The organism is Shewanella sp. NKUCC06_TVS (assembly GCF_019345515.1).
Classification (GTDB): domain Bacteria; phylum Pseudomonadota; class Gammaproteobacteria; order Enterobacterales; family Shewanellaceae; genus Shewanella; species Shewanella oncorhynchi.
In genome coordinates this window covers 23,398-49,226 of sequence record NZ_JAHKQX010000008.1, presented here as the reverse complement: position 1 = coordinate 49,226, position 25,829 = coordinate 23,398, and the positions used below count along the sequence as shown (strand labels likewise).

The window sequence follows — 25,829 nt, the reverse complement described above, 5'->3', positions numbered from 1 at the left end:
ACGGAATAATCTGTAAGGCGTTTTATTTAACGTGCTTTATCCAAGGCATCACATAAGGCTTGAACGCCAAGTAATGCTCTGGTCGTTGCACGGTGCAATAAATCGGCATTGAGTTGATAAATATGCTGATTTTTAACGGCAGGAATTTCTGGCCATTGGCGCCAATCAACCCCTTTCACATTGCCTTCCTCTTCACTTTGTAAAATCACATCCGGTAAAGTCAGTAACACATTTTCTAAACTCACCTGCGGATAATCGCTATCGGCATCGTAAAACACATTTTGTCCATGGCACACACTCATAATCTCTTGGATCCAACTGTTTTTAGAGACTGTCATCAAGGGGGTAGACCAGAGTTGATAAAATACCTTAGGTTCTGATTTTTTAGCATTTTCAACCCGCAATCGGATAAGCTCAGCGCGATAAGCGGCCGCAGCCTTGCTTGCTTCTTCAACATGCCCCGTAAGTTGGCCTAACTCTTCAAGCTCCTTGGCGACGCCTTCTAAGGTTTTAGGATCGCTACCATAAAGATTAAATCCTAACGTCCTAAGCTGGTTGATATCTTCGGCTTTATTACCCGAATCCCACACCACAATCAGATCGGGATTAAGCTCTAGTACCCGCTCCATTTGAATGCCATAGTAACCGCCAATACGCGGGATCTTTTTTGCAGCCTCAGGATAATCCGCATAATCGGTTGCGGCCACAATCGTATCGCCCGCGCCTATGGCATAAAGCATTTCTACCGCGTGGGGCGAGAGCGCAATAATGCGTTTAGCGGGCTCGGCCAATACGCTATGGGGAAGAAACAGACTGAGCCCAAAAACGAGTCCAGCTAAGTGTCGCTTAATCATGATATGCCTTAGTATTTATCCCCAAACCGCCTGAAGATGCAGGCGTAGTCTCTTCAGGTCACTTGGGGTTATAGAGTTAAACTAGCTGCTCTGGCCAGCCATAGTGTTCGATATAAGTTTGTAGATTCTTGGGGCGATACTGAGGATCTTGATCCCAGCGGGCCTTCACCGAATGATGCAAAAGTACTGGGACTTGCTCAGGGTCGAGTGGTCGCAAATATTCCTGTTTTATCCGATAAAAACTGCGTCTCGAGTTATGTAAGGTCGCGAGCGGATTTGGATGCACACTCGCGGCTAAGTGTGGCTCTAGGCTTAAATTAAATTTCTGCGCCTCGGATATCATCCACAACAGTGCAATATCCGACAACAATGAACCGTCTTTATCGGGTTTATAACTGCCACCAATATTGCTATGGGCGCCCGCAAACCACACTTGCTGCATGTCCATATTGTCGCGTAGTTGCCAAATAGTCGGCTCAAAATCACTGCGATGTTCATCTATGGCTAAGGCATGACGGGCAACGCGCACATTGCGGCCAATTTTAGTGTCGTAAAACTCGTCTTTATCTTCGAACAAGCCTAAAAATGAAATAGGGATCCCCATAGCACCCACGGTATCCCACACACCAACAAACTTGATTTCCCGTGATTCATGACTGTATCTCGCTCTAAATTCGAGGGATTTTTCACCATCAGGCGCAAAGGGCGCACTGCTTTTTTTATAGTGGTCGAAAGCTTGTTGAATCAACGCCGCATCGGGGCGTTTAAGTATGCCGCAGTTATTAATCAAACCACACAAGCAACGCACAGTGTAAGCACCGCGGCTAAAGCCAAAGAGATAAATCTCATCACCGGGGGAATAGTTTTGCACTATGTAGCGATACCCATCCATGATGTTTTTATGTAAACCGCGCCCTGTTACGCCCCCGATGGTTTGATCGTAATAGGAACCCACGCCCCAGTCATAAAATACCTGCTGGGGTTTACCATCAGCCGCTATCGGGCTGATAGCCCGCGCGAGGCGCAGCACATTGGTGGGGAAATCGACCTTAAGATCTTTCTCCGGCCGATTCCAAGTCCCATCGGCACAAATCACGATACGCTTATTCATAGGATCATCCTTGAGAACGCTTTGAACACTGAACGGCTAGAGGCTAACCCATAGTAGCTAACAACAAATTGTCACTAGTTGCTAGTTGCTAATAGGCAGTTACTCGTCCTCAAACTTAGCGCATTTTATGCCTGTGCTAAAGCCATTCGCGCGTCTTACTTAACATTGTAACCAACAATGCTGCGTCACTTATGCGCCGACTTTTACAAGGTTCGATTAGTAGTCAAAACCTTGCTGTGCCTTGATACCCGCTTCGAAGGCGTGTTTCAACGGCTGCACTTCGCTGACAGTATCGGCTAATTCGATAATCGCCCGATGACAAGCCCGGCCCGTAATAATCACATGCTGCATCGGTGGACGATTTTTAAGTGCGCTAAGCACACGTTCCACATCTAAATAGTGATAGCTCACCATATAGGTGAGTTCATCGAGCATCAGGCAATCTATGCTCTCATCTTGCAGCAACTTTTCGGCGGCTTCCCAAGCGAGTACAGCGGCGGCGGTATCTTTTTCTTTATCTTGGGTTTCCCAGGTAAAACCTGTGCCCATTACATGAAACTCAACCCCTGCACCTTCGAGTAAATTGCGCTCACCGCACTCCCAAGTGCCTTTGATAAATTGCACTACCGCGGCTTTTTTACCGTGACCGACGGCGCGGGCCACAGTGCCAAAACCTGAGGTCGATTTGCCTTTACCGTTACCGGTTAACACCAGCAGAATCCCCTTCTCCTCTTGGGCGGCGGCAATTTTAGCATCCACACCTGCTTTCACTTTCTGTTGACGAGCCTTGTGGCGTTCGGCCTTGATTTGCGCTTGTTCGTTGTCGTTCTGTGCTGTCATGGTCTTCTCTTCACTCTGCTGCTAAAAATGTCTGCTTCTAAAACTTATGCTTCTAAAATTGGCTGTAATTTTTGCATGTCTAAATGCTCGGCTAACACATCGGCTAAACGATCGAGTTGCTGCTCACGTATTTGATTGATATCTATCGCCTTAGCATCGTTTAATCCTGCCCAGCGCAAAATCAACTGACACGCATCTGGGCTATCAAACAGCCCATGTAAATAAGTACCTAAGATTTGCCCGTCATCGCTTTGCAGGCCATCGGCAAAGCTCACAGATGTGGATTCAGGGATTAACTGCAAGGGCGCATTCGTTTGTTCAAGCCTAGGGATAAGATAGCTTGATTCACCGCAGTGGATTTCATAGCCCTTCACTGCAACCTTTTGCCCAAGTAACGTTAGCTCACCGCTCACTCGCCGTAACTGTTTTTCGGCTTTGAGTTCTGTGCTCAGCGGCAGGTAGCCAAGTCCTGCGGTATCACCCGCACTGTCTTCAATGCCTAGGGGATCGGCAATGCTTTGACCTAACATTTGGTAACCGCCGCAAATACCAAGCACTTTGCCTCCGTAACGCAAGTGAGTGGCAATATCTTTATCCCAGCCTTGCTGGCGTAAAAAGGCCAAATCGGCGCGCACATTCTTACTGCCGGGCAAGATCAATACATCGGCGGCGGGCAAATGAGTGGCGTGACTCGCAGCTTGGGTTTGCAATGACACATAGTCAAAATCGATATCGGGATGCAGCCGCAGCGGATCAAAATCCGTATGATTACTGATCCCTGGGTACACTAATACCCGCACTTTTAAGCGGCTGTTAGCGCCTTTAGTCGGCGAGCTTATCAGCGCATCTTCGGCATCGAGATGTAAATCATGCAGATAAGGCAACACACCTAAAACAGGCTTGCTCGTATAAGCTTCAAGCCAATCGAGCCCTGATTGCAACAGGCTAATATCACCACGGAAACGGTTGATCACAAAGCCCTTTACCCGCGCCTGTTCGGATTCTGATAACAAGGCCAAGGTCCCGACCAAATGGGCAAATACGCCACCTTTATCAATATCGGCAATGATAATCACAGGGCAATCCACAGCTTCGGCAAATCCCATGTTGGCAATATCACCTTCACGCAGATTGATCTCCGCTGGACTACCCGCGCCTTCAACCACTATGGTTTGATACTGGGCCGTCAATCGCTCGAAGGACTCCAGCACAGCGCCAAGCGCCATTGCCTTGTAATCCTTAGATTTAGGCCCAAAAAAGGCCGAGGCTTCGAGTGTCGTCAGGGCTTTGCCATGAACAATAATTTGCGCGCCCGTGTCCGAGCTTGGTTTAAGCAGAATGGGATTAAAATCGGTATGGGGCTCAAGATAACAGGCCACGGCTTGCAAGGCCTGTGCGCGGCCAATCTCGCCGCCATCAATAGTGACAGCGCTATTGAGCGCCATATTTTGCGGCTTAAAGGGCGCAACCTTAATCCCCTGACGAGCGAGCAAACGACAAATGCCTGCGACTAATGTGCTCTTGCCCGCATCGGATGTAGTGCCCTGCACCATCAAGACTGCCGCGCGCCGAGGCGAATTAACCGCAAGCGTATTAATTGCGGGCGTATTAACTACAGGTGTGTCAGCGGTATCGAGTGCATTAGCACAGGCTGTGTTGTCTGTGTTTGGAGAGGACATAGGTTTAAAAGGCTTATTCTAGTTTGCAGTCATTAACATAACAGTTCAGTCTAAAAATCACTTAAGTATGCAACTTAAGCTTAAAACGTGGACTGAGCACAAAGTCTAAAGTGGTTTCAATGCTAAGGGTAAACCCGCAACCACTAAGGTGACATTGTCCGCTAAGGTCGCCACGGCTTGATTTAACCAGCCCGCTTCATCGACAAATTGTCGGCTCAACTCACCTAAGGGCACTATGCCAGAACCGACTTCGTTACTGATCAAAATCACCACTCCCTCAAGCTCGACGAGGGAATCCACAAAAGCGGTTTTCTCGGCCTGCCAACTCGCATGAGCTTTATCGTCAGAGGTTGAAACGGCAAAGGTGGAAGTGGCAAAGTCAGTCGCATTCCACTCAGTCGGCGCGGGTTCATCATCGATGTTAAGGTTCGATGCAAGTAATTGATTCGTTAGCCAAAGGGTTAAACAGTCTACTAAAATCACTCGCCCAGGTTTTGCTAACCGTTTTAGCAGTGCAGTGAGGGCGAGCGACTCTTCAAACAATTGCCATTCGATACCATCGTCCGCTCGTCCCGCTTGATGCTTGGCGATACGTGTCGCCATTTCATCATCTAGCGCCTGCGCCGTCGCCACATAGCAAGCATCGAAGCCAAGCGCAGTGTACTGACGCACTAAGGCTTCGCCGTAGCGACTCTTACCGCTACGGGCGCCGCCTAGGACGAGGTGGATCACAGTATGTTACCCACAACGAGCAATACAAAATAACACACGATTTCAGATATTTGCTGCGCCGCGCCTAAGGTATCACCCGTGTAACCGCCAATCTGGCGTCTAAAGATCACTATGATCAAACGGCGCAGTCCTATCATCACCAATAGCAATGACAATGCCGCTAACCCCTTGAGGAATAACAGCACTAATACGCCACTGGCGATCAGGATAAGCAGCTCATTAATGCCTTGATGTTGCGATAGCGGCTTAGACTTACTGGTCTCGTCATCGCGGACATACTTTTCGCTAAAAATGATACTGGCTGATACCACACGGCTCACAGTATGCGCGACGATAAGTGCTGAACCCGCCACGACAGGATCGTACAGGGCCAACTCGACTAGCAACTGCCATTTCAGCAGCAGGGCCAACATCAGCGCCAGTGCACCATAACTGCCAAGGCGCGAGTCTTTCATGATCCGCAGCTTGTCTTCAGCCGTCCAACCCCCGCCAAAACCGTCGAAGGTATCGGCGAGGCCATCCTCATGGAATCCGCCCGTGAGCAAGACGCCAACCAACATAGCTAAAAGAACAGAAACGCCAGCGGGGAGCCAGTTCTGCGTCAGCCAAAACACTATGGCGCTTAACAAACCGACCAGAAGACCGACGAGACCGAAATAACGGCTGGCCTTATTCAACTTATCGCTATCGACTTCGACCCACTTAGGCATAGGAATGCGGGTAAAATAGCCCATGGCAACTAAAAATAAATCTATCTCTTTGTGCCAGCTTTCGCGTTCTGACATAAAGCATCCTTAGTGAATTCACACTTGCTGCAAGGTTTAAAATTAAAACGGTTGGCTAAAAGGCTATTATTTTAAATAAGTAAAATAAGCGACTTAGCAGAGCACATCATACAACAGCCTCAATCCCCGCATCACTAAAACTCGCCATTTGATTGTAAAAATTTACTGAGGCTTGAATAAGCGGCAATGCCAAGGCCGCCCCCGTACCTTCGCCTAATCTCAGCCCTAGGGATAATAAAGGTTTAGCCTGCAAAAATTCTAACATTCGCAGATGCCCTTGCTCATCGGATTGATGGGCAAAAATCAAATAATCACGCACATTAGGGGCGATTTGCACCGCGACTAATGCCGCCGCTGTCGCGATAAAACCGTCCACGACCACCAGCATTTTACGTTCAGCGGCAGCTAACATAGCACCCGTCATCTGCACAATTTCAAAACCTCCTAGGCAAGCTAACACTGACTTAGGCCCAGTTAAGGCGCTTTGATGCAGCAATAACGCGAGCTCAATCAGCATCAGTTTACGTTCTAAGGTTTCGCTATTAATGCCCGTACCACGGCCGACACAATCAATCACATCCAGCTGCATAATCGCCGCCATAATAGCCGCAGCAGAGGAGGTATTGCCTATGCCCATTTCACCAAAGGCGACTAAGTTACAACCCGCTTGATGGTGACGTTCAATCAAATCGCGCGCCATAGCAAAGCCTTTATCGACGGTTTCAAGCGCCATTGCGGGCTCTAAATGGATTGCACCCGTTCCAGCACCAAGACGTTGATCAATAATGCCTTCAACCCCTTCAACTGGCGTTAAAATACCGCAATCGATCACTTCGAGCTTAAAGCCCACCTGCCGACAAAAAACGTTAATCGCCGCGCCGCCATGGGCAAAGTTTTGCACCATTTGGTGAGTCACTTCGCTAGGGGCAATCGACACACCTTCTGCGGCAATGCCATGATCCCCCGCAAACACTAACATGGTTGGATGGACTATTTTGAGCACATCCGTTTGTGGCTGCTCCGTTTGTTGCAAATCAGTCGCTTGCACGCGGGCAATCTGCAAGGCTAAGGATTCGAGCTGACCTAAGGCACCGGGCGGCTTAGTCTTAAGATCAATTTTCTGCAGAATCACCAGATCCTGCGCTTTACTCACAGGGCTTATTTGAAAAGACACGGCTGACTGAGACATCCACACTCCACTTTGTAATCTACATTAAATAACCACAACGCATCCCGCGTCTATGACGAACATGTCCAATTGTGCATTTCCAATCGCGGGTGGGATATCAACAGAAATACTGATTATCCCGCCAGCCTGCACTTACGACATGACTCTAGGATGACGACTTAACTCTGGGTTTACGTCCTGACTAGGTGCCTACGGCATGACCTTGTATTTACGGCATGACCCTACGCTTACGCAAAATCAGCAAAAAGAACATACTACCTATGGCGGCCGTGATAATGCCCACGGGCAACTCTTGATTACCCAATAAACAGCGCGCTAATACATCAATCCACACCATAAATAAGCCGCCCACCAGCGCCGTTAATAAAATCGGCTGACGACCGGGGAATAGCATACGCACTGTATGGGGGATCATTAACCCGACAAAACCGATACCGCCACAGGTAGCCACCAAAATAGCGGTAATCAAGGAGCAGAGCAGCAACATATTGAGCCGCAGCTTAGGCACATTCACCCCTAAGGTATGCGCCGTTTCATCCCCCGCCTGCAACGCCATGATCTGCCGTTTCATGCCTAAAATAATGAATAAACTCGCACCAATCACCAGTGTCGGCAGTACTAACAAGGACCAACTGGCCTTAGCGAAACTGCCTAAACTCCAAAACAGCACAGAGGCTGTCGCCTGCGGACTGGCGAAATACAGCAGCAGACTCGTTAATGCGCCGAACATAAAGGAGGTCGCCACACCAGAGAGCAACATGCGCTCCACTTGGCTATTGAGCCCAAGCCCAGACAAGGCAAGCACTATCAGTACCGACAAACTGGCGCCAATAAAAGCGCCCAAGGGCAGGCTAAACCAAAGCAAACCAGACAAGGCACCCGAACCGCTAAAAAGCCCAGAATGTGCCGCCATGCCCGCATTATCAAAAAATCCAGAGCCAGTGAATAAGGTCAACATCACCACAGCGCCAAAGGACGCGCCAGAGCTAATGCCAAACAAATAGGGATCGGCGAGCGGATTGCGAGTCACGGTTTGCAACACACTGCCCGCCAGTGACAAACCCGCTCCCGCCACAAAAGCCAGTAAAATGCGCGGCAACCTGAGCTCCATCACAATGCGCTCAGTCATACCATTGGCTTGAGTGAGGTTCGTCGCTTTATTGATAAATACTTGAATAACATCCGTAAAACTGATGTTCGCCGCACCAAAACTCGTCGCGGCAATAGGCGTTATCAAAGTGATGATACCTAATACGAGCAGCATCAGTTGTTGTCTCGTCAACGGTGTCACGATACGCCCCAAATATGAGATGAAATATTTTTTACTCCCCAGAGTCATCCGCCCTCGCCTCGCTCATTCAGGCCATGATCTACATGGTGATAACCATAAAAATAGCTGATTAAGGGCTTTTTATGTTGTGGATGGGGCGATACCTGAGCACACACGCCAAACACATCGCCAATTCGCGCCTCGGTTAATACTTCGGTTGGCGTCCCCATAGCGCTGACGTCCCCGTTATGGATCAACAGCAAACTGTCGCACAGGGCACTGGCTAAATTAAGATCATGAATAGAGGCAATCACGCTGATGCCAAGGCTACGCACCAATTCGAGGATTTGAATTTGATAGCGCACATCGAGGTGGTTCGTTGGCTCATCGAGGATTAAAAGCTGCGGCTGCTGCACTATGGCGCGGGCAATCAAGGCGCGTTGCTTTTCACCGCCAGATAAGTGCTCATATTGTTGGTGCATCTTATGGCTCAAGCCGACTTTCTCTAAAGCCTTAGCAATACGCTCAATATCACAGCTCGAATTGGTATCGAACATACCCTTGTGGGGCGTTAAGCCCATACTGACCAATTGCTCTGTGGTGAGGTCAAAATAGTGCGGTGTATCCTGCTGCACTACGGCAACGCGACAGGCAAACGCCTTGGGCGACAAGCGCTCAATATCTTGATCAAAAAGGGTAATTTTGCCCTGAGTCGGGCGAACAAACCGATACAAACAGCGCAACAAGCTAGACTTGCCCGCACCGTTAGGGCCAATCAGCCCCAGCATCTGCCCCGTTGGCAGCGTAAAGTTAATATCGGAAAGTATGGTTTTGCCATCGATACACCAGCTCAAATGACTCACATTGAGCGCGACTGACGGGCCCAATGATGGGTTAGTGTCACTGTCATTCACGGGGCTGTTAGTTTGGATTGCGGAAAGTTTCACCTAAGCGGCGCTCCTATCGAGTCCAAACCTGTATAAAAAAGGTTGTGCATATTGTCATCTGCTCCCTCGAGTCACCCGCTCGAGAACTAAGGCTGCACGCAGCGATAACAGAAATAGGCAGGTCTCCTGACTTGTAGAAAAGAAGGAGCTAGGCTCTAGAATCTAGGCGCTTCTTTAAACTACTCACAGTTGCGGGCACAGTTCGGGCTGACTGACGAGCAGCTCCCCGATTCCCTATTATGTTTGGGTTGATATGCTCTTTGTTAACAACGCCACTGTGAATTAAAACAACGGAGCGATTCGAACAAAGAGAGTCTATTCCCAACACCTATTTCTGCGACGTTATCACTCATTGCGCATGTAATACGCTATCTCGTTCAAACGTCAGGGAAAAGCATTATCCTACATCTATCCCATTAGGCAATGCTGTTTAAATCAGAATATTTTCATGTCAGCTTATTCTCGCCAAACAATCACGCCTACACCATATCGCCTAGGTCGTGAAATAAGGCCTCAACACCTGCGCCCACTCGGCCAATCTAAACGCCAATAGCAGGCACCCTGTTCATCTTGCAGCACATTAATAGTCACCACGGCCGCCACGGGTAAATCGAGTTGACTATAAAACCCCACCGCCCGTTCAACCCCTAGGGCACGCGCCATTAAGTGACGGATCACCCCGCCGTGGCTCACGACCCACACTTGAGTGGCTGGCATATTGTCAGCGTTTTCATTAATGGCACTGTTTTCATTACCCATTTTATGTGAGTCAAGGGTCAATCGTTCAAACTCAGCGGCGAGTATCTGGTCAATCGTCCCATTCACCCGCGACTCAAAACTTGCCATAGTTTCACCATTAGGCGGCGGAGTTTGCCAAGGATTTTGCCAATACGCCGCTAAGTGTTCGCCCTCTTGTTGATACAGTTCATCGAGCCGACAACCATCCCAATCACCAAAATCAATTTCCTGTAAACCCGACAAACACTGCGCCTGTAATGGCCTTGACTCAGATATCAGTGCTGCCGTCGAATGCAGCTCGGCGGCGAAAGCGTGGGCAAAATCGGCGCAGCGGCGTGAAGTCGAGCTATAAATCGCGCTACACACGCTGGCCTGTGACTCAACTGCTGCCGACATTTGTTGCCAACCCTTTTTGCTTAAAGGCACATCCACACGACCCCGCAAGATAGCGCCGCCTTCACACTCACCGTGGCGCAACAATAACAATCGAACTTGTTTCATATATGCCTTTTTAGTTAGGGACTAGATGCTAGGAACTCAAGCCGAGGGCCTAAATTCTTGATTCTCGATTCTCGCTCCTAATGCCTTTGACTTTCATCTTGCCCTGACAATCATAAGTCGCGTATTATGGACGTCTATACGTTTAAATGTCCAAAACAAATTTTTAAGAACAAGTATTCAAAAAATGTCGGCTGACGACAATAAAATGCACTTAGCATAACAATGGCCGATTTTTGGACTTAACTTAGCTGTATTTAAGGTAACTATTTATGACGATACCCTCAACCAAAGCCAGCCAAATATTAGCAGACATTCGCAAACAGCTTGCAGAGCGCATTCTGATCTTAGACGGTGCAATGGGCACTATGATCCAAGGCTACAAGCTGGAAGAAGAGGACTATCGCGGCGAACGCTTTAAAGATTGGCACACGGATGTCAAAGGTAACAACGACCTCTTGGTCTTGTCACAGCCTCACATCATCAAACAAATTCACACCGACTACTTAAACGCCGGTGCCGACATCATTGAAACCAACACCTTTAACGCCACCACCATCGCCATGGCCGATTACGACATGCAGTCACTGTCCGCCGAAATTAACTTAGTCGGCGCGCGCCTCGCCCGTGAAGCCTGTGATGAAGCCTTTGCTGCCACAGGCATTCCACGCTACGTCGCCGGTGTGTTAGGCCCCACTAACCGTACGTGTTCGATTAGCCCTGATGTGAACGACCCTGGCTATCGCAACGTCAGCTTCGATGAGTTAGTGACTGCTTACAAAGAATCCACTAAGGCGCTGATTGAAGGCGGCGCGGATATCATTATGGTCGAGACCATATTCGATACCTTAAACGCCAAAGCCGCACTGTTTGCGATTGAATCCGTATTCGATGACTTATTTGGTCAGCATTCTAAAGACAGATTGCCGATCATGATTTCGGGCACCATTACCGATGCCTCTGGCCGCACACTGACTGGCCAAACGACCGAAGCCTTTTACAATTCCCTTCGCCATATCAAGCCCTTATCTATCGGTCTTAACTGTGCACTTGGGCCAAAAGAGCTGCGCCCGTACGTCGAAGAATTATCCCGCATCAGTGAGTGTTATGTGTCGGCGCATCCGAATGCTGGCCTGCCGAACGAGTTTGGCGGTTACGATGAAACGCCAGAAGACATGGCGAATGTGATCGAAGATTGGGCGCGCGAAGGCATGCTCAATATTATCGGTGGTTGTTGTGGTAGTACGCCTGAACATATCCGCGTGATCCGCGAAGCAGTGAGCCGTCACGATCCACGTATTTTGCCGGACATTCCGGTCGCTTGCCGCTTGGCCGGTTTGGAACCACTGACTATCGACGCCCAATCCCTGTTCGTTAACGTGGGTGAGCGCACCAACGTCACAGGCTCGGCTAAGTTTTTAAAGCTGATCAAAGAAGGCAAGTTTGAGCAAGCGCTCGATGTCGCCCGCGAGCAGGTCGAAAGCGGCGCGCAAATCATCGACATCAACATGGACGAAGGCATGCTCGATGGCGCCGAGATCATGCACAAGTTTTTAAACTTAATAGCCTCTGAGCCCGACATCAGCCGCGTACCGATTATGATCGACTCCTCTAAGTGGGAAGTGATCGAAGCTGGCCTCAAATGTATTCAAGGCAAGGGCATAGTTAACTCGATTTCCCTTAAAGAAGGCGAAGCCAAGTTTATCGAGCAAGCCACCTTAGTGAAACGCTACGGCGCGGCGGCCATTATCATGGCGTTCGACGAACAGGGTCAGGCCGACACTAAAGCGCGTAAAATCGAAATTTGTACCCGCGCTTATCGGGTGTTGGTCGATAAGGTCGGCTTTCCGCCCGAAGACATCATCTTCGACCCGAACATTTTCGCTATCGCCACGGGTATCGATGAACACGACAACTATGCCGTCGATTTTATTGATGCCATTAAAGCAATTAAGGCCACCCTGCCCCACGCAATGATTTCGGGCGGCGTATCGAACGTGTCGTTCTCGTTCCGCGGTAACAACCCAGTGCGCGAAGCGATTCACGCGGTATTCCTGTACCACGCCATCAAAGTCGGCATGGATATGGGCATTGTCAACGCGGGTCAGTTAGCCATTTACGACGATATCGATCCTGAGCTTAAAGTGCGGGTCGAAAACGTAGTGCTTAACTTGCCCTGCCCAGTTGAAGGCTCGAGCAATACCGAGCAGTTACTTGAAATTGCAGAGAAATTCCGCGGTGATGGCGCACAGGTGGGTAAGAAAGAAGATTTAGAATGGCGCAGCTGGCCAGTGAGTCAACGCTTATCCCATGCGCTCGTCAAAGGCATTACCGAATTTATCGATGAAGATACCGAAGCCGCTCGCCAAGAAGCGAAACGTCCACTGGATGTGATTGAAGGCGCCTTGATGGACGGCATGAACGTGGTCGGCGACTTGTTCGGCTCGGGCAAGATGTTCCTGCCGCAGGTGGTGAAATCGGCGCGGGTAATGAAAAAAGCCGTGGCTTACTTAAACCCTTATATCGAGCTGGAAAAGGTCGAAGGCCAATCGAACGGCAAGATCTTGATGGTGACAGTAAAAGGCGACGTGCACGATATAGGTAAAAATATCGTCGGCGTGGTGCTCGCCTGTAACGGTTTTGAGGTATTCGATTTAGGCGTTATGGTGTCGGTGGAGCGAATACTCGACGCCGTAAAAGAACACAATATCGATATCATCGGCATGTCGGGGCTCATCACTCCAAGTCTGGACGAGATGGTGCATAACGTGAAAACCTTCCACCGCGAAGGCTTAACCATTCCGGCGATTATCGGCGGCGCGACTTGCTCTAAAATCCATACAGCGGTGAAGATTGCGCCCCATTATCCCCATGGCGCCATTTATATCGCCGATGCCTCCCGCGCCGTGCCTATGGTGAGTAAGCTCATCAACAACGAGACACGCCAAGCGACCATAGACGAAGCCTATGCCGAATACGACGACATGCGCACTAAGCGTTTATCCCAAGCCAAGCGCAAAGAGATAGTGTCACTCGAAGCGGCCCGTGAAAACCGCTGCCAACACGATTGGGCCAACTACACCCCGTTCACGCCAAACGTGCTCGGTCGCCAAGTGTTTGATAATTATCCGTTAGAAGATTTAGTCGAGCGTATCGACTGGACACCGTTTTTCCGCTCGTGGGAACTGCACGGCCATTACCCTGAAATCCTCACCGATAAAGTGGTCGGTGAAGAAGCGCAAAAGCTGTTCGCCGATGGTCAGGCCATGCTCAAACAAATCATCGAAGAAAAGTGGCTCACGGCAAAAGCGGTTATCGGCTTATTCCCTGCCAATACCGTCAATTACGACGACATTGAGCTGTATACGGATGAGTCGCGCACCACAGTCGAAATGACCACACATCACCTGCGGATGCAGCTTGAGCGTGTCGGTAACGACAACTTCTGTCTATCTGACTTTGTTGCGCCAAAAGACTCAGGCATCGCCGATTACATGGGCGGCTTTGCGGTGACTACAGGCCACGGCATAGACGAACATGTGGCACGTTTTGAAGCCAACCACGACGACTACAACGCCATCATGCTCAAGTGCTTAGCAGACCGTTTAGCCGAAGCCTTTGCCGAGCGGATGCACGAGCGGGTACGTAAAGAGTTTTGGGGTTATGCGGCCGACGAGCAGTTAAGCAACGAAGCCTTAATCCGCGAGAAATACAAAGGTATACGCCCCGCACCGGGTTACCCAGCATGCCCAGATCATACAGAAAAAGGCTTGTTATGGGACTTGCTCAAGCCCGATGAAACCATCGACTTAAACATCACCGAAAGCTACGCCATGTTCCCCACAGCGGCAGTATCGGGCTGGTATTTCGCCCACCCGAAATCCCGCTACTTTGGCGTGACTAACATCGGGCGCGATCAAGTGGAAGATTATGCCAAGCGTAAAGGGATGACTGTCGCAGAAACGGAGAAGTGGCTGGCGCCAGTGTTAGATTATGATCCCGAGTGATTGGGATCTGCAATCACCCGCAGGGCTTAAACTTTCAAACTTCGTTTGAATTAAGCGTTAAAGTCGTGGGGCTTCACCCCACACCCGACCAAGGAGGACTGCTCGTCCTATCCTCCTTGGATTCTCCAAGACGCCCCTAGCGAAGTTACATGCATTGATTAGTGGCTTCGTGCTTATTCGAAAATAGCTAACGCTTCCGATGGGGCGTCCCTTCCCCCCGAAAGCTACGCAGACGTCCTGTCTGCGTCACGCTATTTTCTTCAACGCCCTTCAGCAACTTCGCAGGGGATCGGTGAACTTCTATGAGATTAGAGTTAACTTTTCGCATTGAAAGAGCGATGCCTGTCTTATATTTAAAATTACTACTCGTATTTAAACTTTAATATTACAAGCAGCTATAAAAGCTCTATAACTCTCTACACGTTTCCCATGTTCCGAAATAGGAGAGAATATAAAAAAATATGGATCGAAATTCACCTTATCAGTTCTTAAGTCACCATTCCAATTTATAAAAGAAGTACTTCTAACTAAAATATCAGAAAATAATTTATCATTAAGCTCTTTAACTAATGTGTTGCATACTGTTGCAGCCTCTTGAATAACAGAAAAATCTAGTTTAATAGGTTTTTCTAAGTAAGAGCGAAATTCATCAAAACCCAGTGCAAGTGCATTTTTTGAACCTAACAACCCTGATCTGTGAACAACACAGTGTCTAAGTTGACAAACAAAATCGAAATTATCAAAAGCCGAAGATAATGCTGGAAATTTTTGCAAATTATTAAGGTTAATACCCGTAACGGATTTAATAGTTTCTTTTATATTTTTTGCGCAAGAAAAAGAGGCATCTTCAATTAATGCCTCTGGCAACAATACTCTATCGTGATGAAGTGCAGCACCATATGTTAATAGACAAGAATAACTTTGACGTTTTGACTCTAGATCTACGAGTAAAAGCTTTCGAATTAAACACCGACAATAGCTTTCTACTGATGATATAAACCCAAGCAAAACTAAATTACTAAGTTTATTCCACTCATCTTTACCTTCACCAACCAAAGAAACATGCCGCATACTCTCTGTATCAAGAATAAAACAACCTAACAATTTCAAATAAGTCGTCATATTATTATTAAATAGATCGATCGGCGACAAGTCAGGTTCTACATAAGTCGAGTCAAAAAAACCATATGAACGAATCCTAGATGTAGAACGCTCTCCAGAGATTGGGAACTTAAATTCTGCCTTAGCCATTAGTATAAAAACTCGTTTGTCCAAGCATTAATTTTATTTACAATTTTTTCAGCATAAGCAGGGCCGACCCTATTAACTTTTTTCAACTCGGCGATTGTATCATCTGATACAAGTACATCCTCAATAGTTTTATATTTTGAAAAATTTATAACCTTATGCTGAAAGTCCGTAAATGGTAATTCTGACAATTTTTTAGCCATACACTCTTTAAAAATGGAACTATCAACTAACGGATTACCACATATATGGCAGAACTTTTGACCATCTGATATCCGTCCTGTCCCACATGTATTACAGGGTGGTAGATCAAGCTTTATTCTATTGATGGTTGACTCAGGTAACAATCTATTAAACTTTCTTCGTAATGGATGTTTTTCAGAAGGTCCAACCAATATATTTAACAAACCTTTACTATTAAATCCTCTATTCTTAACAAAGATACGCTCCTTAATAAGTAAAGCCAAATGTGGAACGAATCTTCTTATTTTTCTTTCGGAACCATGAGAAATCATATCTTGTTCATACAATAAGCCTGCTTCAACAAGAAACTTGATCATTCTCTCAGCTCGCTCATCAATGTCTTCAATACCTATGGTAATTACTTTTTTATACTCATCACCATTTTCATCAATATATTTATAGTTAAGCTCTTTTAAGGCAGCAATAATCTCATTTAAAAATTTCTCACCAATATTAATGATGTTTTTATACTGCTTTATTTTTTCAGAAATAGAATTATACTCTGTCAATATATTTCTACATTTTTCCTGAATTACTTCATTGAACTTTGCTTGAGTACTTTTTTTATCTGATTCAACAAAAGATCTTATAAGTGTTATATATGTTCTTGGAATTCCAAATGCTGCAAACATTAACAATTCCTTAATATCACTATCCAGTTCATTAAGTCTCTGATTAAACCTTTGATTGATAATAGCTCCCATAAAGCTTAAATAATCAGAGTCTTGTACATTCATCCAAATTGAAACTTTTTCAGCATCCTGTCCAACATGGAAACGAGGGCCATACTGCGTTGTGCCTGGATAAACTGAAGCTTTAGGAGATATTTTTACTGATTTTATACTTCGGAATATTTCAAAAAATTCAACCATATAATCGTGAGTTAATGTCAATGCTGCATCATCAAGAAGTAAAACAGCTCTTTTCCTATTTTTTAAATCTAATGCATTATTGATTAACTCTTGAGTTTCTCTTATATTTAATCTTGATATAATATAAGCATATTCATTCGAATATTTATTTCTTTCTATATCAACAACAAACTTTTCAAGCTTTGAAACTGATAGTTCATCATCACCGAATGATACATCACAATCTTTTATACAAGCTAAAGATATTTTTGCTAAAACCCAACAATGGAAAATATCCAAGGCATTGGACTCATTGTGTAAATATGTTTCCAACCTTAAATAGTGGTTAAATGTGACGTATAAAGCCAAGGGATAGGTATCATTTGTTTTGCATGCTAGATAAGCACATTTCATCTGATGAGTCTTACCAGTGCCTCTAGGGCCTACAATTAACTTTGCCCCCACCTGTATAAGTTTTCTTTGGATATTGTTAAAATGTGAGCTTGTTGCAGTCCATTCTTCAAGCTCAGCATCACTTAAGTAGTCAGCGCGCTCCTCATACTCACTGCTATCCAGAAAAGACAGTATATTGTGTTGTTCATCCATACTAAACTAGTCCTTTACCTTTTAGGTGCTAAGCTGTAAAATTTACAATTTTGAGATTAGCATATAAAGTGCCTGAGTTAAATCAATACTATACGTCTAAACCGATAAGTGATCTACTAGCATCACTTATCGACTTAAAAAATGTCAAAACATGCATTGAGCTCAGCGCTGGTGAAGGCGCTCTTATAGATGCCATACTGGCACATAGCTGTGATATTGACTTTTTCACAGTTGATATTGACCCTAAGAATGTTCAGTACTTAAAACTGAAGTATCCAAAATTTACGCACATTTGCGCTGACGCATTACATTTAAGCACTGAAATCAAAAATAAAAAATTTGACTTAGCTATCTGCAACCCCCCATTTGCGCAAGTTAACATAAATGAAAAAATAACATATTTGTTTGATGATGAGCTATCTAAAATATTTTCCAATCAAAAAACGATTAGAATGGAAATTGTTTTTTTAATATTAAATTTAAATATATTAAAGTACGGGGCAACACTGTCAATAATTGTACCTGATGTAATCATCAACTCTGACAGACTGGCAAGATTTAGAAGTTATATTTTTTCAAAATTCACACTAGTTAACTTAGTAGAGTGTAAGCATAGAAGCTTCAAAAAAACAGAAGCTAAAACTTTTATAGTAAATATAAAAAACTCAAAACCAAAAGCTGAACAGTACAACTATACACACTACTATTTTTCTGATAGCGAAATACAGAGCGAGAGAAATGAAGTAAAAAATTTATATGAAAACTTCATGCCAACAAAAAATATAAAATTCAAAATATTCAGAGGAAAAAACTCAAGTAAAGAATGCCGAAAATTAAATGAAGATTTTTACCACACATCAGTTAAAATAAAAGATCTTTCAATTTTGAGTTTCGATGAAAGCATCAACGAATCAAATAAACATTCATACGCAATAGCAGGTGATATATTAATAAACCGAGTAGGTAGAGATGTTGGAAAAACCACTTACTTAAACTCGGGAAGAATAATAATTAGTGACTGCATCATTGCAATAAGGTTTAGTAACAACATTGATAGTAATAAATTTATAACTATATGGAGGTATAAAAAAGAACAATGGTTAGTAAAAAATGCAAAAGGGACGTGTGCTAAACACATATCAATTAAAAATATTTCAAAATTTATTAATGAAAACATGTAACAAGCATGGCGTAATGTTAAATAAGCCATGCTAATCATATCAAAGTCAACCACCGCCTTGTAGAATATAACAAAAAATAATTACTAATTTCAAACACCGACAATGAGTTAGATAAATATATTGAGAATCACTATAAAAATAAATTTAATATAAACCATCCAAGTTCATGCAATGCTAATAAACTTAAAGCTATGAGTAAATTTATTAGCAACAAAACAATACCTACTGCCCCTAACTCTTCTTCGTAGTGAAACAAAGAACACTTATATATTTACGATTTAATTCATAGTGGAATAATATAAATCCACATTCACTATGTAATAACTTTCATCTCATAAAAATATTACAAATAAAATTTAACACCCTATTCACCAATACCCTGCGAAGTTGCCGACGGGCGTTGAAGAAAATCACGTGAGCGAGGCATCGATGCCGAGCTAGCTTTCGGGGGACAGGATGTACCATCGGACGCGTCAGTGATTTTCGAATAAGCGCTAGGCCAGTAACTAATGCATGTAACTTCGCTAGGGGCGTCTTGGAGCATCCAAGGAGGATAGGACGAGCAGTCCTCCTTGGTCGGGTGTGGGTGGAAGACCCACGACCTTGATTTATGGTAAAAATATCGACTACTTTATTTCGGAAGTACCAATTCCCCTGAATCGTACGCTCTATCAAATTCTGCTTTTGCATCGGCTTTGTGGTTGATGCAGTTGACCATGTGTTCGTCGGACTTAAAGTTTTTACAGTCTTCGGGGACAAGATAATACTTGCGCCATGCTTCGGCTTTGCGTAATCGCGTGGCCTCGCTTTGCTTGGCTAGTCTGGATTTTTCAGCCGCATTTTGCTGTAACTCTTGCTGAATCTGATACTCAGCAAGCTGGCGATCTTTCGCAGCCTGCTGGCGAGCAAGTTCCGTTTGCTTTTGTTGCATAGCAAACTCATTAAGCCCTTGTGTCAGGCGGTATTCGACATAACTCAAATAGCCAATTCGCACTAATAAAGTGACCAAACCCGCTAACAAGATCCCTAACGTAATTTGTAAAACTGATTTCATCCCTAACTTCCAAAGTCCATTACTATTCTGAATTGTTATTTTTTAATCGGAGAACATAAATGCTAAGGGCTACACCCGAACTGGCATTGTTGCACCAGTGACCTTCTAAAACATGGATGTTTTAGTAGAGCCTACAGGGATGTATTTACGGCGTGTCACTGGTGTAACAGTGCAAAAGCCTGCGGCAGGCAATTAGCTACACTGATAATTGGCAGAGATAACATTGCCAATTCGCGACACAAAGCAAACCAGCACTATCAAAACGTTTCAACTTTGTCGTTCGACAAAGCTTCCCCATTGCTACCGCACTTCGCCAACATCCGTCAGCCAAGCCATCAATCAAAACAAGGTCGTACCAGCTCAAAACGTCCACTGTTGAACATTGAGCACAATGCCACTGAGCACTATGGCAACAAGCATAAGTGCCAAAGCATATTCACGAATTTGCAGGAGGAGTTGGGTATCTAAGAAAGAGAAAAGACACATCGTCCTGATGCAAGTGACTCGAATCGCGGGTACGCGATTAAAGCTCATCCTTGTTAAAAACCTAAGATAGCGACATAGCGTACACTTGTCTATAACTTTAGCATTACAAATCAAGTAATTAAGCAAGCGCTGATTTAACAATGTCGATATGAATACATGTGACTAAACCTGTCGCCATCAAATAGCACTATCTCTTGATCTTGCAGTGGCATGAATTCTTACCGTGACGGGCGGTTTGGTTTTGGCAAGCGAGCCAATTTCGACATGCGAATAAGCCCCAATTGAGCTCATTGCTCAAGGGCTCAGCGCAAAGAGCACTGAGCAAAATTCAGGCATAACGTAACTGAGTTGAATCACAGTGCGAACATCACTGCAGAAGCCTGATAACACGGGTTTTACACTCTGATTTAGCTTGGTTAAAACTGCAACGATTAACCGCCTAAATTTGCATTTTCGGCCCTACATGCTAACGTGGCTAATGTAAATTTACATTCAGTGTTTATCAAAGCTATGTCGCAACAATCAATAAAAAGTCGATCGACAACAAGCTTATATCGGGCGATACCATGCAGCGCGGCTGATATTACACGGAAGCACAACTGAGGTTGAGATATGGAACCATCTAATACGTCACGCCGGACCTTTATCAAGCAATGTGTGATTGGCGGGGTTGCCGTATATTCGGCCCCTTTGTTGTGGGAAATGAGTCGCGCGAATGCGGCGATTGTCTCACCTGAACTGGCAGCCCAATGGCAAACTCAGGTTAATGGTCAATCCAAACCTAAGTTTCGTAACGACGGCATAGCTAAGGTCACTGGCCAAAAGGTCTATGGCCGTGATTACCGCGCTATGGACATGGAGGGCTGGCCCAAGCAGCAAGGTTACGCTTTTATACTTCGCGCCGCCGATGCCTCCCATGTTTATCAAGGCTTTTCCCTCGACCACCTGCCCGCATCGGCTAAGCCCTATAAAGTGATCACAGCGGCCGATCTGGCCCGTGATAAAATCAAGCTGCCCGATTTTTACGGTGACAATATGTTACTGGCCGAGGGGCAAACCGCTGACTACTTAGGTCATGCGGTGGCGATATTGTTGTTCGACAGTTTTCCCGCTTTTAAGCAAGCTAAGTCTTTACTGCAATTTGATCAGACCTTACTGCGTTTTGGTGAGCAAACGCCGTTTGTATCAGACTCGAAAGACCCGTACGCCAGCTGGCGCCTTATTCGAGTGGAAGGTGAAAATGGCGCACGGGAAGATTTATATAGCCCACTCCACGATGGGCTGTTTTTCCCCAGCGTAAAAGATCGCAAGCCTGAATGGTTAGGTAATCCGAATGCCAAAGGGACAGTGTCTGAGCGCGGGCTTTATTATGCGGGTGAGATAGATAAGAAGATTGCTAGCGCCCAAGCCAATCAACAATGGCAAGTGTTAGAGCGGGAATATCGCACCCAGATCATCGATCCTATGATGATGGAACCCGAAGCCTTTAACGGCTGGTATGACGCAACTAGCCAAACCTTTCATACTGTGATTACCTCGCAGTCGCCGCAGGACTTTCAAGAGATGGCAGTGCACATGCTGTTATCTAGCCCACTGGCAGGCAAGGTAAAACATCTTGTGGTGCACTCGCCTTATATCGGCGGTGGATTTGGCGCGAAAGACCATTCGATATTTCCTTATTACGGCGTGATCGCGGCCGTTTATGCCAAGGGGCCAATCCGACTCGCCAATGACAGATTCGAGCAATTCCAATCTGGCCTTAAACGTCATCCGTTCATCATGAAAAGCCGCTTAGCGGTGGATAAATCGACCTTAAAAATCCAAGCCTTAACTTCACAGATGACAGTCGATGGCGGTGGACGAGTCAACTTTACCCCGTCTGTGACCTCGGTTGGTGCGACAGCGATGCAAAGCATTTATTACACGCCGCGCAACGATATTATCGCCACCGCCTATGCGTCACGTAACCCAGATGCGGGTTCGATGCGCGGTTATGGCACGCTGCAATCGATGACGGCGATGGAATGCATGATCCACGAGATCGCCGACGAGCTGAAGGTTGATCCCTTTAAACTGCGCGCCGCCAACGTGATGGAGTCTGGCCAGCGTAATACTCAAGGCGCGATTCCTAACGGTACTTTACGTTACCGCGAAATGCTCGAGATGGCCGAGCAAGCTCCCGTGTGGCAAAACCGCGCGGTGAATAAAAAGGACTATGAGGCCAAACATCCGGGGATGCGTTACGGCGTCGGTTTTGGTATCGCCACCAAAGATTATGGTACGGGCGCCGCGGCGCCAAGTGCGGCGGTTCGCCTAGCTAAAGACGGAAAAATCACCCTAGAAATCGGCTTTATTGAAATGGGCACAGGGACGCAAACCTCCCAAGCCGTCGTGATCAGCGATGCCCTCGGCAACTTTGCCGATGAGGTAAAACTCGCCGAAGTGGATATTTGGGATGCGATGCAATTAGTGCAAACCGATAATCCTTATATTATTTCGCAGCAACGCCAAGATGAAATGGCGGCCAATCCACGCTGGACACCGGTTAAAGCCATGGCATCGTCAGCGTCTATGTCGGCCTATTACCAAAGCCATGTCACCCGCATCGCCGCCGATATTATCTATCGCCACGGCCTATGGCCTGCAGCGGTATCGATTTGGAACGAGTTGTATTTTAATACGCCAATGGGCTCAACTAATTTGCATAACTCACGGGATGGTCGCTGGGTCGATGGCAAGCTAACCGCCTTGGGCTTTCCGCCATTGTCGCTAGATATTCTCGCTAAACGCGCCCACGATATGGGTTTAGTGGTCGGCGTGATGGGCCATGCCTTTAATCGCTGGGCTTGGGCCGAAGCCGATTTCGACATTCTTGGCACTAAAGAACGTTTAGCACTCGATGCGCTGGCGTTGCAATACGGCGAAGGCAACGCGACGTTTGCGGCCACCTCCGACACGACTATGAGTATCAAAGCGCGCCAAGCCAGCATGAAGTCTAACGGCTATCACTTGATCGATCGTCAAGCCATGAGTTATCCCAAGGCCGAACTGAACAATGCCATGGTAACTTACTACGCCCCCTGCGCCACTTTGGTTGAAGTGGCCGTAAACGAAGGCAATGGCGAAGTCACGCTGCTGAGTTCTCATACTTGGTTAGAAGCGGGCAAAGTGATTGTTAAAGAGTTGGTCGAAGGGCAAATTCAAGGTGGCCTTGCGATGGGGATTGGCCATGCACTGCATGAAGGCTTACCGCCATTTGAAGCCGGCGCTGGCAATGGTACCTGGAACCTCAATCGCTATCAGGTGCCGTTAGCGCGGCATGTGGGCGTGTGGGATCAACGTCATACCATATTGCCGCAGTTATCTGATAACGATCCCAGCCGTGGTATCGCCGAAGTGGTGATGATCCCTGTGGTCGCGGCGCTGATTGAAGCCGTGTATCAAGCAACCCATGTCCGCTTTTACGATTTACCTATGACAGCGAAAAAAATTAAGGAGGCCATGGCATGAGCCAGTCTATTAAACTGACCATTAATAACCAAGCCGTAGGCCCGATTGAAGTCGCCGATGGTGTGATGATGATTGAGTTTCTACACGAATACTTGAACCTCACAGGCACTAAGTTTGGTTGTGGCGCAGGCGTATGCCACGCCTGTACAGTGATCGTCGACGACGAGCAAGGCATGAGCGAAGTGGTGCGTACCTGTATCAATGGTGTAGAGCGTTTTAATGGTAAACGCGTCCGCACTGTCGAAGGTCATGCTAGACAAAACTCCCTTGGCGAAATCACCGCCCTAAGCCCTGTACAAGAGGCTTTTTTGGAGCACTTTTCGTTTCAATGTGGCTGGTGTACCTCGGGCTTTGTCAACGAATCGACCTCGCTGCTTGAGCGATTAGAGCGACAACCTATCGCTAAAGATCAAGTTGAAAAAGTCGTTGAAGATGCTTTGAGTGAACACGTATGTCGCTGTACTGGCTACGTAAAATACTATGCGGCGGTCAAAGATCTGATCCTCAAAACTAAGGGGCTAACCCTGTGATGACATCAGCCAATCTGCGCCATTTCTCGCGCTATTTCCCGCACATTAGTAGGATAAAAAATCTGTTGAGTCACAATCTACTCCTGAGTTTAGGGCTAGGTTTGCTCGCCTGTTCAAGCAGCGTTGCCGATGAAGGTGGCAATACGAATAACGACATCGCACGCGGCGCGTATCTGATGAAGATAGGCGACTGTGTGGCCTGCCATACTGCGGTCGGCGGTCGCGAACTCGCGGGCGGTTTGCCGTTCGAAACCCCCTTTGGCGCTGTGTACTCGACCAATATCACCTCAGACAAAGAAACCGGTATTGGCAAATACAGTTACGAGGAGTTTTTTGATGCCATGCACCACGGTGTTGGCGTCAACGGCAACCTCTATCCTGCTATGCCATACACTTCCTACAGCCTGCTCACGGACGCAGACACTCAGGCGATTTATGCCTATCTGATGAATACTAAACCCATCAAGCAAGCTAATCGCGACAATGATGTGTTCTTCCCGTTTAATCTGCGTTTTGGCTTAAAAGCCTGGAACTTAGTCGCACACGATGCTAAGGAATTTACCCCGAGCAAGGAAAAAAGCGAACATTGGAACCGCGGCAATTACTTAGTCAATGCCCTAGGGCACTGCGGTGAATGCCACACCCCAAGAGACACGCTGTTTGCCATGGAGCAGGACAAGCACTTTGAGGGCGCGATTATCGAAGGGCTAGAGGCATCGGACATTCGCCCCACTGAGCTTAACAGGCAGAACTGGACCCATGAGGATCTTAAGTCGCTGTTTACCGAAGGCTACTCCCGTAAAGGCACTGTCTTTGGCGGCATGTATCCCGTGGTGTATCACAGCTTTAGCCACTTGACCGATGATGATATGCGCGCGGTGAGCAGTTATCTGCTCGATAACGACGATGATCTTAAACCGGATCCGCTCACCTTTAACGGCCATAAACCTGAACTGCCAGGCTATACGCTCTACAAAGGTTACTGCGCCGGTTGTCATGGCCAAAATGGTGAAGGTCGTCCTAACGTCGCCCCTGCGATGGCAGGAAACGCCACCTTAGATAAAGCGAGTCCTCATAATATCGTCGCCGTGATACTCAAAGGTATTCAGAGCCAGCATTACAACGCCACCACCAGCTTTTATGCCATGCCGGGATATGCTGATGAGTTAAGCGACGAGCAGATTAAAGACTTAGCCAATTACCTAAGACTCACCTGGAGCACACAAGCTGGTAATCTCGATGTGAAAACCATCCAAAGCTTAAAAGAAGTGATCCTCGAGCACGACTAACCCACATAGGTATGTGGAATATTTAAGATAAAAGCCGCATAGGTATGTGGGAGATTTAAGATAAAAGCCGACTCTAGAGTCGGCTTTTGCTTGAATGATATAGAGCGCGAGAATCGGTCACTCATCGACTTAATCAAAGTAAGCGGAATTAGAATAAGCGGGATCAGAGTAATCGGAGCTT

General features: G+C 46.5%; 18 protein-coding genes and 1 riboswitch. Of the genes, 5 read left to right on the top strand and 13 right to left on the bottom strand.

All coding sequences use genetic code 11. The features are described from left to right. Positions 1-26: 26 nt before the first annotated feature. The 10 genes from KO531_RS10520 to KO531_RS10475 form a co-directional block, all read right to left on the bottom strand. Positions 27-854, bottom strand: coding sequence for a cobalamin-binding protein (locus KO531_RS10520; protein WP_219251139.1), 828 nt, complete (start codon positions 852-854; stop codon positions 27-29). Between the two features lie 76 nt (positions 855-930). After that, positions 931-1,965, bottom strand: coding sequence for a DUF2235 domain-containing protein (locus KO531_RS10515; RefSeq protein ID WP_219251138.1), 1,035 nt, complete (start codon positions 1,963-1,965; stop codon positions 931-933). A 216-nt stretch (positions 1,966-2,181) separates the two neighbouring features. After that, entirely contained in the window at positions 2,182-2,805 is a 624-nt protein-coding gene (gene cobO, locus KO531_RS10510) for a cob(I)yrinic acid a,c-diamide adenosyltransferase (RefSeq protein ID WP_006085878.1), read from the bottom strand. 44 nt (positions 2,806-2,849) lie between these two features. After that, the gene (locus KO531_RS10505) at positions 2,850-4,484 is read right to left on the bottom strand and encodes a cobyric acid synthase (protein ID WP_219251137.1); all 1,635 of its coding nucleotides are present in this window, start codon (positions 4,482-4,484) and stop codon (positions 2,850-2,852) included. A gap of 105 nt (positions 4,485-4,589) precedes the next feature. Continuing rightward, positions 4,590-5,216, bottom strand: a complete 627-nt coding sequence (cobU, locus tag KO531_RS10500; RefSeq protein ID WP_168822674.1) for a bifunctional adenosylcobinamide kinase/adenosylcobinamide-phosphate guanylyltransferase — start codon at positions 5,214-5,216, stop codon at positions 4,590-4,592. Next, positions 5,213-6,001: an adenosylcobinamide-GDP ribazoletransferase gene (locus tag KO531_RS10495; RefSeq protein ID WP_028759425.1), complete on the bottom strand. Its 789-nt coding sequence runs from the start codon at positions 5,999-6,001 to the stop codon at positions 5,213-5,215. Before KO531_RS10495 ends, cobU begins: the two co-directional genes overlap by 4 nt. Positions 6,002-6,107: 106 nt before the next feature. Further along, positions 6,108-7,190, bottom strand: coding sequence for a nicotinate-nucleotide--dimethylbenzimidazole phosphoribosyltransferase (gene cobT, locus KO531_RS10490; protein ID WP_105251613.1), 1,083 nt, complete (start codon positions 7,188-7,190; stop codon positions 6,108-6,110). 208 nt (positions 7,191-7,398) lie between these two features. Beyond that, complete coding sequence (locus KO531_RS10485) at positions 7,399-8,529, bottom strand: iron ABC transporter permease (RefSeq protein ID WP_219251136.1); 1,131 nt, start codon at positions 8,527-8,529, stop codon at positions 7,399-7,401. Further along, entirely contained in the window at positions 8,526-9,407 is an 882-nt protein-coding gene (locus KO531_RS10480) for an ABC transporter ATP-binding protein (RefSeq protein WP_219251135.1), read from the bottom strand. Before KO531_RS10480 ends, KO531_RS10485 begins: the two co-directional genes overlap by 4 nt. Before the next feature lie 98 nt (positions 9,408-9,505). After that, positions 9,506-9,699, bottom strand: a riboswitch (cobalamin riboswitch). Between the two features lie 221 nt (positions 9,700-9,920). Beyond that, the gene (locus tag KO531_RS10475) at positions 9,921-10,646 is read right to left on the bottom strand and encodes a histidine phosphatase family protein (RefSeq protein ID WP_219251134.1); all 726 of its coding nucleotides are present in this window, start codon (positions 10,644-10,646) and stop codon (positions 9,921-9,923) included. 269 nt (positions 10,647-10,915) lie between these two features. Here KO531_RS10475 and metH point away from each other — a divergent pair, with 269 nt between their 5' ends. Next, complete coding sequence (metH, locus tag KO531_RS10470; RefSeq protein WP_219251133.1) at positions 10,916-14,650, top strand: methionine synthase; 3,735 nt, start codon at positions 10,916-10,918, stop codon at positions 14,648-14,650. Between the two features lie 372 nt (positions 14,651-15,022). Here metH and KO531_RS10465 read toward each other — a convergent pair whose 3' ends face one another. Together KO531_RS10465 and KO531_RS10460 are read right to left on the bottom strand one after the other, a co-directional pair. Further along, the gene (locus tag KO531_RS10465; RefSeq protein WP_219251132.1) at positions 15,023-15,901 is read right to left on the bottom strand and encodes a hypothetical protein; all 879 of its coding nucleotides are present in this window, start codon (positions 15,899-15,901) and stop codon (positions 15,023-15,025) included. Further along, positions 15,901-17,598 (bottom strand): hypothetical protein, encoded by a 1,698-nt coding sequence (locus tag KO531_RS10460; protein WP_219251131.1) that lies wholly within the window; start codon positions 17,596-17,598, stop codon positions 15,901-15,903. Before KO531_RS10460 ends, KO531_RS10465 begins: the two co-directional genes overlap by 1 nt. A gap of 68 nt (positions 17,599-17,666) precedes the next feature. On the opposite strand from KO531_RS10460, the gene KO531_RS10455 reads away from it, so the two are divergent. Next, complete coding sequence (locus KO531_RS10455; RefSeq protein ID WP_219251130.1) at positions 17,667-18,779, top strand: N-6 DNA methylase; 1,113 nt, start codon at positions 17,667-17,669, stop codon at positions 18,777-18,779. 631 nt (positions 18,780-19,410) lie between these two features. Here the strand turns inward: KO531_RS10455 and KO531_RS10450 are convergent. Beyond that, positions 19,411-19,833, bottom strand: coding sequence for a hypothetical protein (locus KO531_RS10450; protein ID WP_219251129.1), 423 nt, complete (start codon positions 19,831-19,833; stop codon positions 19,411-19,413). 1,098 nt (positions 19,834-20,931) lie between these two features. Between KO531_RS10450 and KO531_RS10445 the strand changes: the two genes are divergently transcribed. The 3 genes from KO531_RS10445 to KO531_RS10435 are packed head-to-tail and all read left to right on the top strand — an operon-like array spanning position 20,932 to position 25,648. Beyond that, entirely contained in the window at positions 20,932-23,829 is a 2,898-nt protein-coding gene (locus KO531_RS10445) for a molybdopterin cofactor-binding domain-containing protein (RefSeq protein ID WP_219251128.1), read from the top strand. Further along, on the top strand, positions 23,826-24,359 hold the full coding sequence (locus tag KO531_RS10440) for a 2Fe-2S iron-sulfur cluster-binding protein (protein WP_219251127.1): 534 nt from the start codon (positions 23,826-23,828) through the stop codon (positions 24,357-24,359). The genes KO531_RS10445 and KO531_RS10440 overlap by 4 nt, the downstream gene beginning before the upstream one ends. Further along, positions 24,359-25,648, top strand: a complete 1,290-nt coding sequence (locus tag KO531_RS10435; RefSeq protein WP_219251215.1) for a cytochrome c — start codon at positions 24,359-24,361, stop codon at positions 25,646-25,648. The genes KO531_RS10440 and KO531_RS10435 overlap by 1 nt, the downstream gene beginning before the upstream one ends. Positions 25,649-25,829 lie beyond the last annotated feature (181 nt).

Excerpts from the sequence above, each read along its gene's own strand:
- KO531_RS10520 (WP_219251139.1), bottom strand. The coding sequence starts at position 854 with ATGATTAAGCGACACTTAGCTGGACTCGTTTTTGGGCTCAGTCTGTTT.
- KO531_RS10515 (WP_219251138.1), bottom strand. The coding sequence starts at position 1,965 with ATGAATAAGCGTATCGTGATTTGTGCCGATGGGACTTGGAATCGGCCG.
- cobO (WP_006085878.1), bottom strand. The coding sequence starts at position 2,805 with ATGACAGCACAGAACGACAACGAACAAGCGCAAATCAAGGCCGAACGC.
- KO531_RS10505 (WP_219251137.1), bottom strand. The coding sequence starts at position 4,484 with ATGTCCTCTCCAAACACAGACAACACAGCCTGTGCTAATGCACTCGAT.
- KO531_RS10495 (WP_028759425.1), bottom strand. The coding sequence starts at position 6,001 with ATGTCAGAACGCGAAAGCTGGCACAAAGAGATAGATTTATTTTTAGTT.
- cobT (WP_105251613.1), bottom strand. The coding sequence starts at position 7,190 with ATGTCTCAGTCAGCCGTGTCTTTTCAAATAAGCCCTGTGAGTAAAGCG.
- KO531_RS10485 (WP_219251136.1), bottom strand. The coding sequence starts at position 8,529 with ATGACTCTGGGGAGTAAAAAATATTTCATCTCATATTTGGGGCGTATC.
- KO531_RS10475 (WP_219251134.1), bottom strand. The coding sequence starts at position 10,646 with ATGAAACAAGTTCGATTGTTATTGTTGCGCCACGGTGAGTGTGAAGGC.
- metH (WP_219251133.1), top strand. The coding sequence starts at position 10,916 with ATGACGATACCCTCAACCAAAGCCAGCCAAATATTAGCAGACATTCGC.
- KO531_RS10465 (WP_219251132.1), bottom strand. The coding sequence starts at position 15,901 with ATGGCTAAGGCAGAATTTAAGTTCCCAATCTCTGGAGAGCGTTCTACA.
- KO531_RS10460 (WP_219251131.1), bottom strand. The coding sequence starts at position 17,598 with ATGGATGAACAACACAATATACTGTCTTTTCTGGATAGCAGTGAGTAT.
- KO531_RS10450 (WP_219251129.1), bottom strand. The coding sequence starts at position 19,833 with ATGAAATCAGTTTTACAAATTACGTTAGGGATCTTGTTAGCGGGTTTG.
- KO531_RS10445 (WP_219251128.1), top strand. The coding sequence starts at position 20,932 with ATGGAACCATCTAATACGTCACGCCGGACCTTTATCAAGCAATGTGTG.
- KO531_RS10440 (WP_219251127.1), top strand. The coding sequence starts at position 23,826 with ATGAGCCAGTCTATTAAACTGACCATTAATAACCAAGCCGTAGGCCCG.
- KO531_RS10435 (WP_219251215.1), top strand. The coding sequence starts at position 24,359 with ATGACATCAGCCAATCTGCGCCATTTCTCGCGCTATTTCCCGCACATT.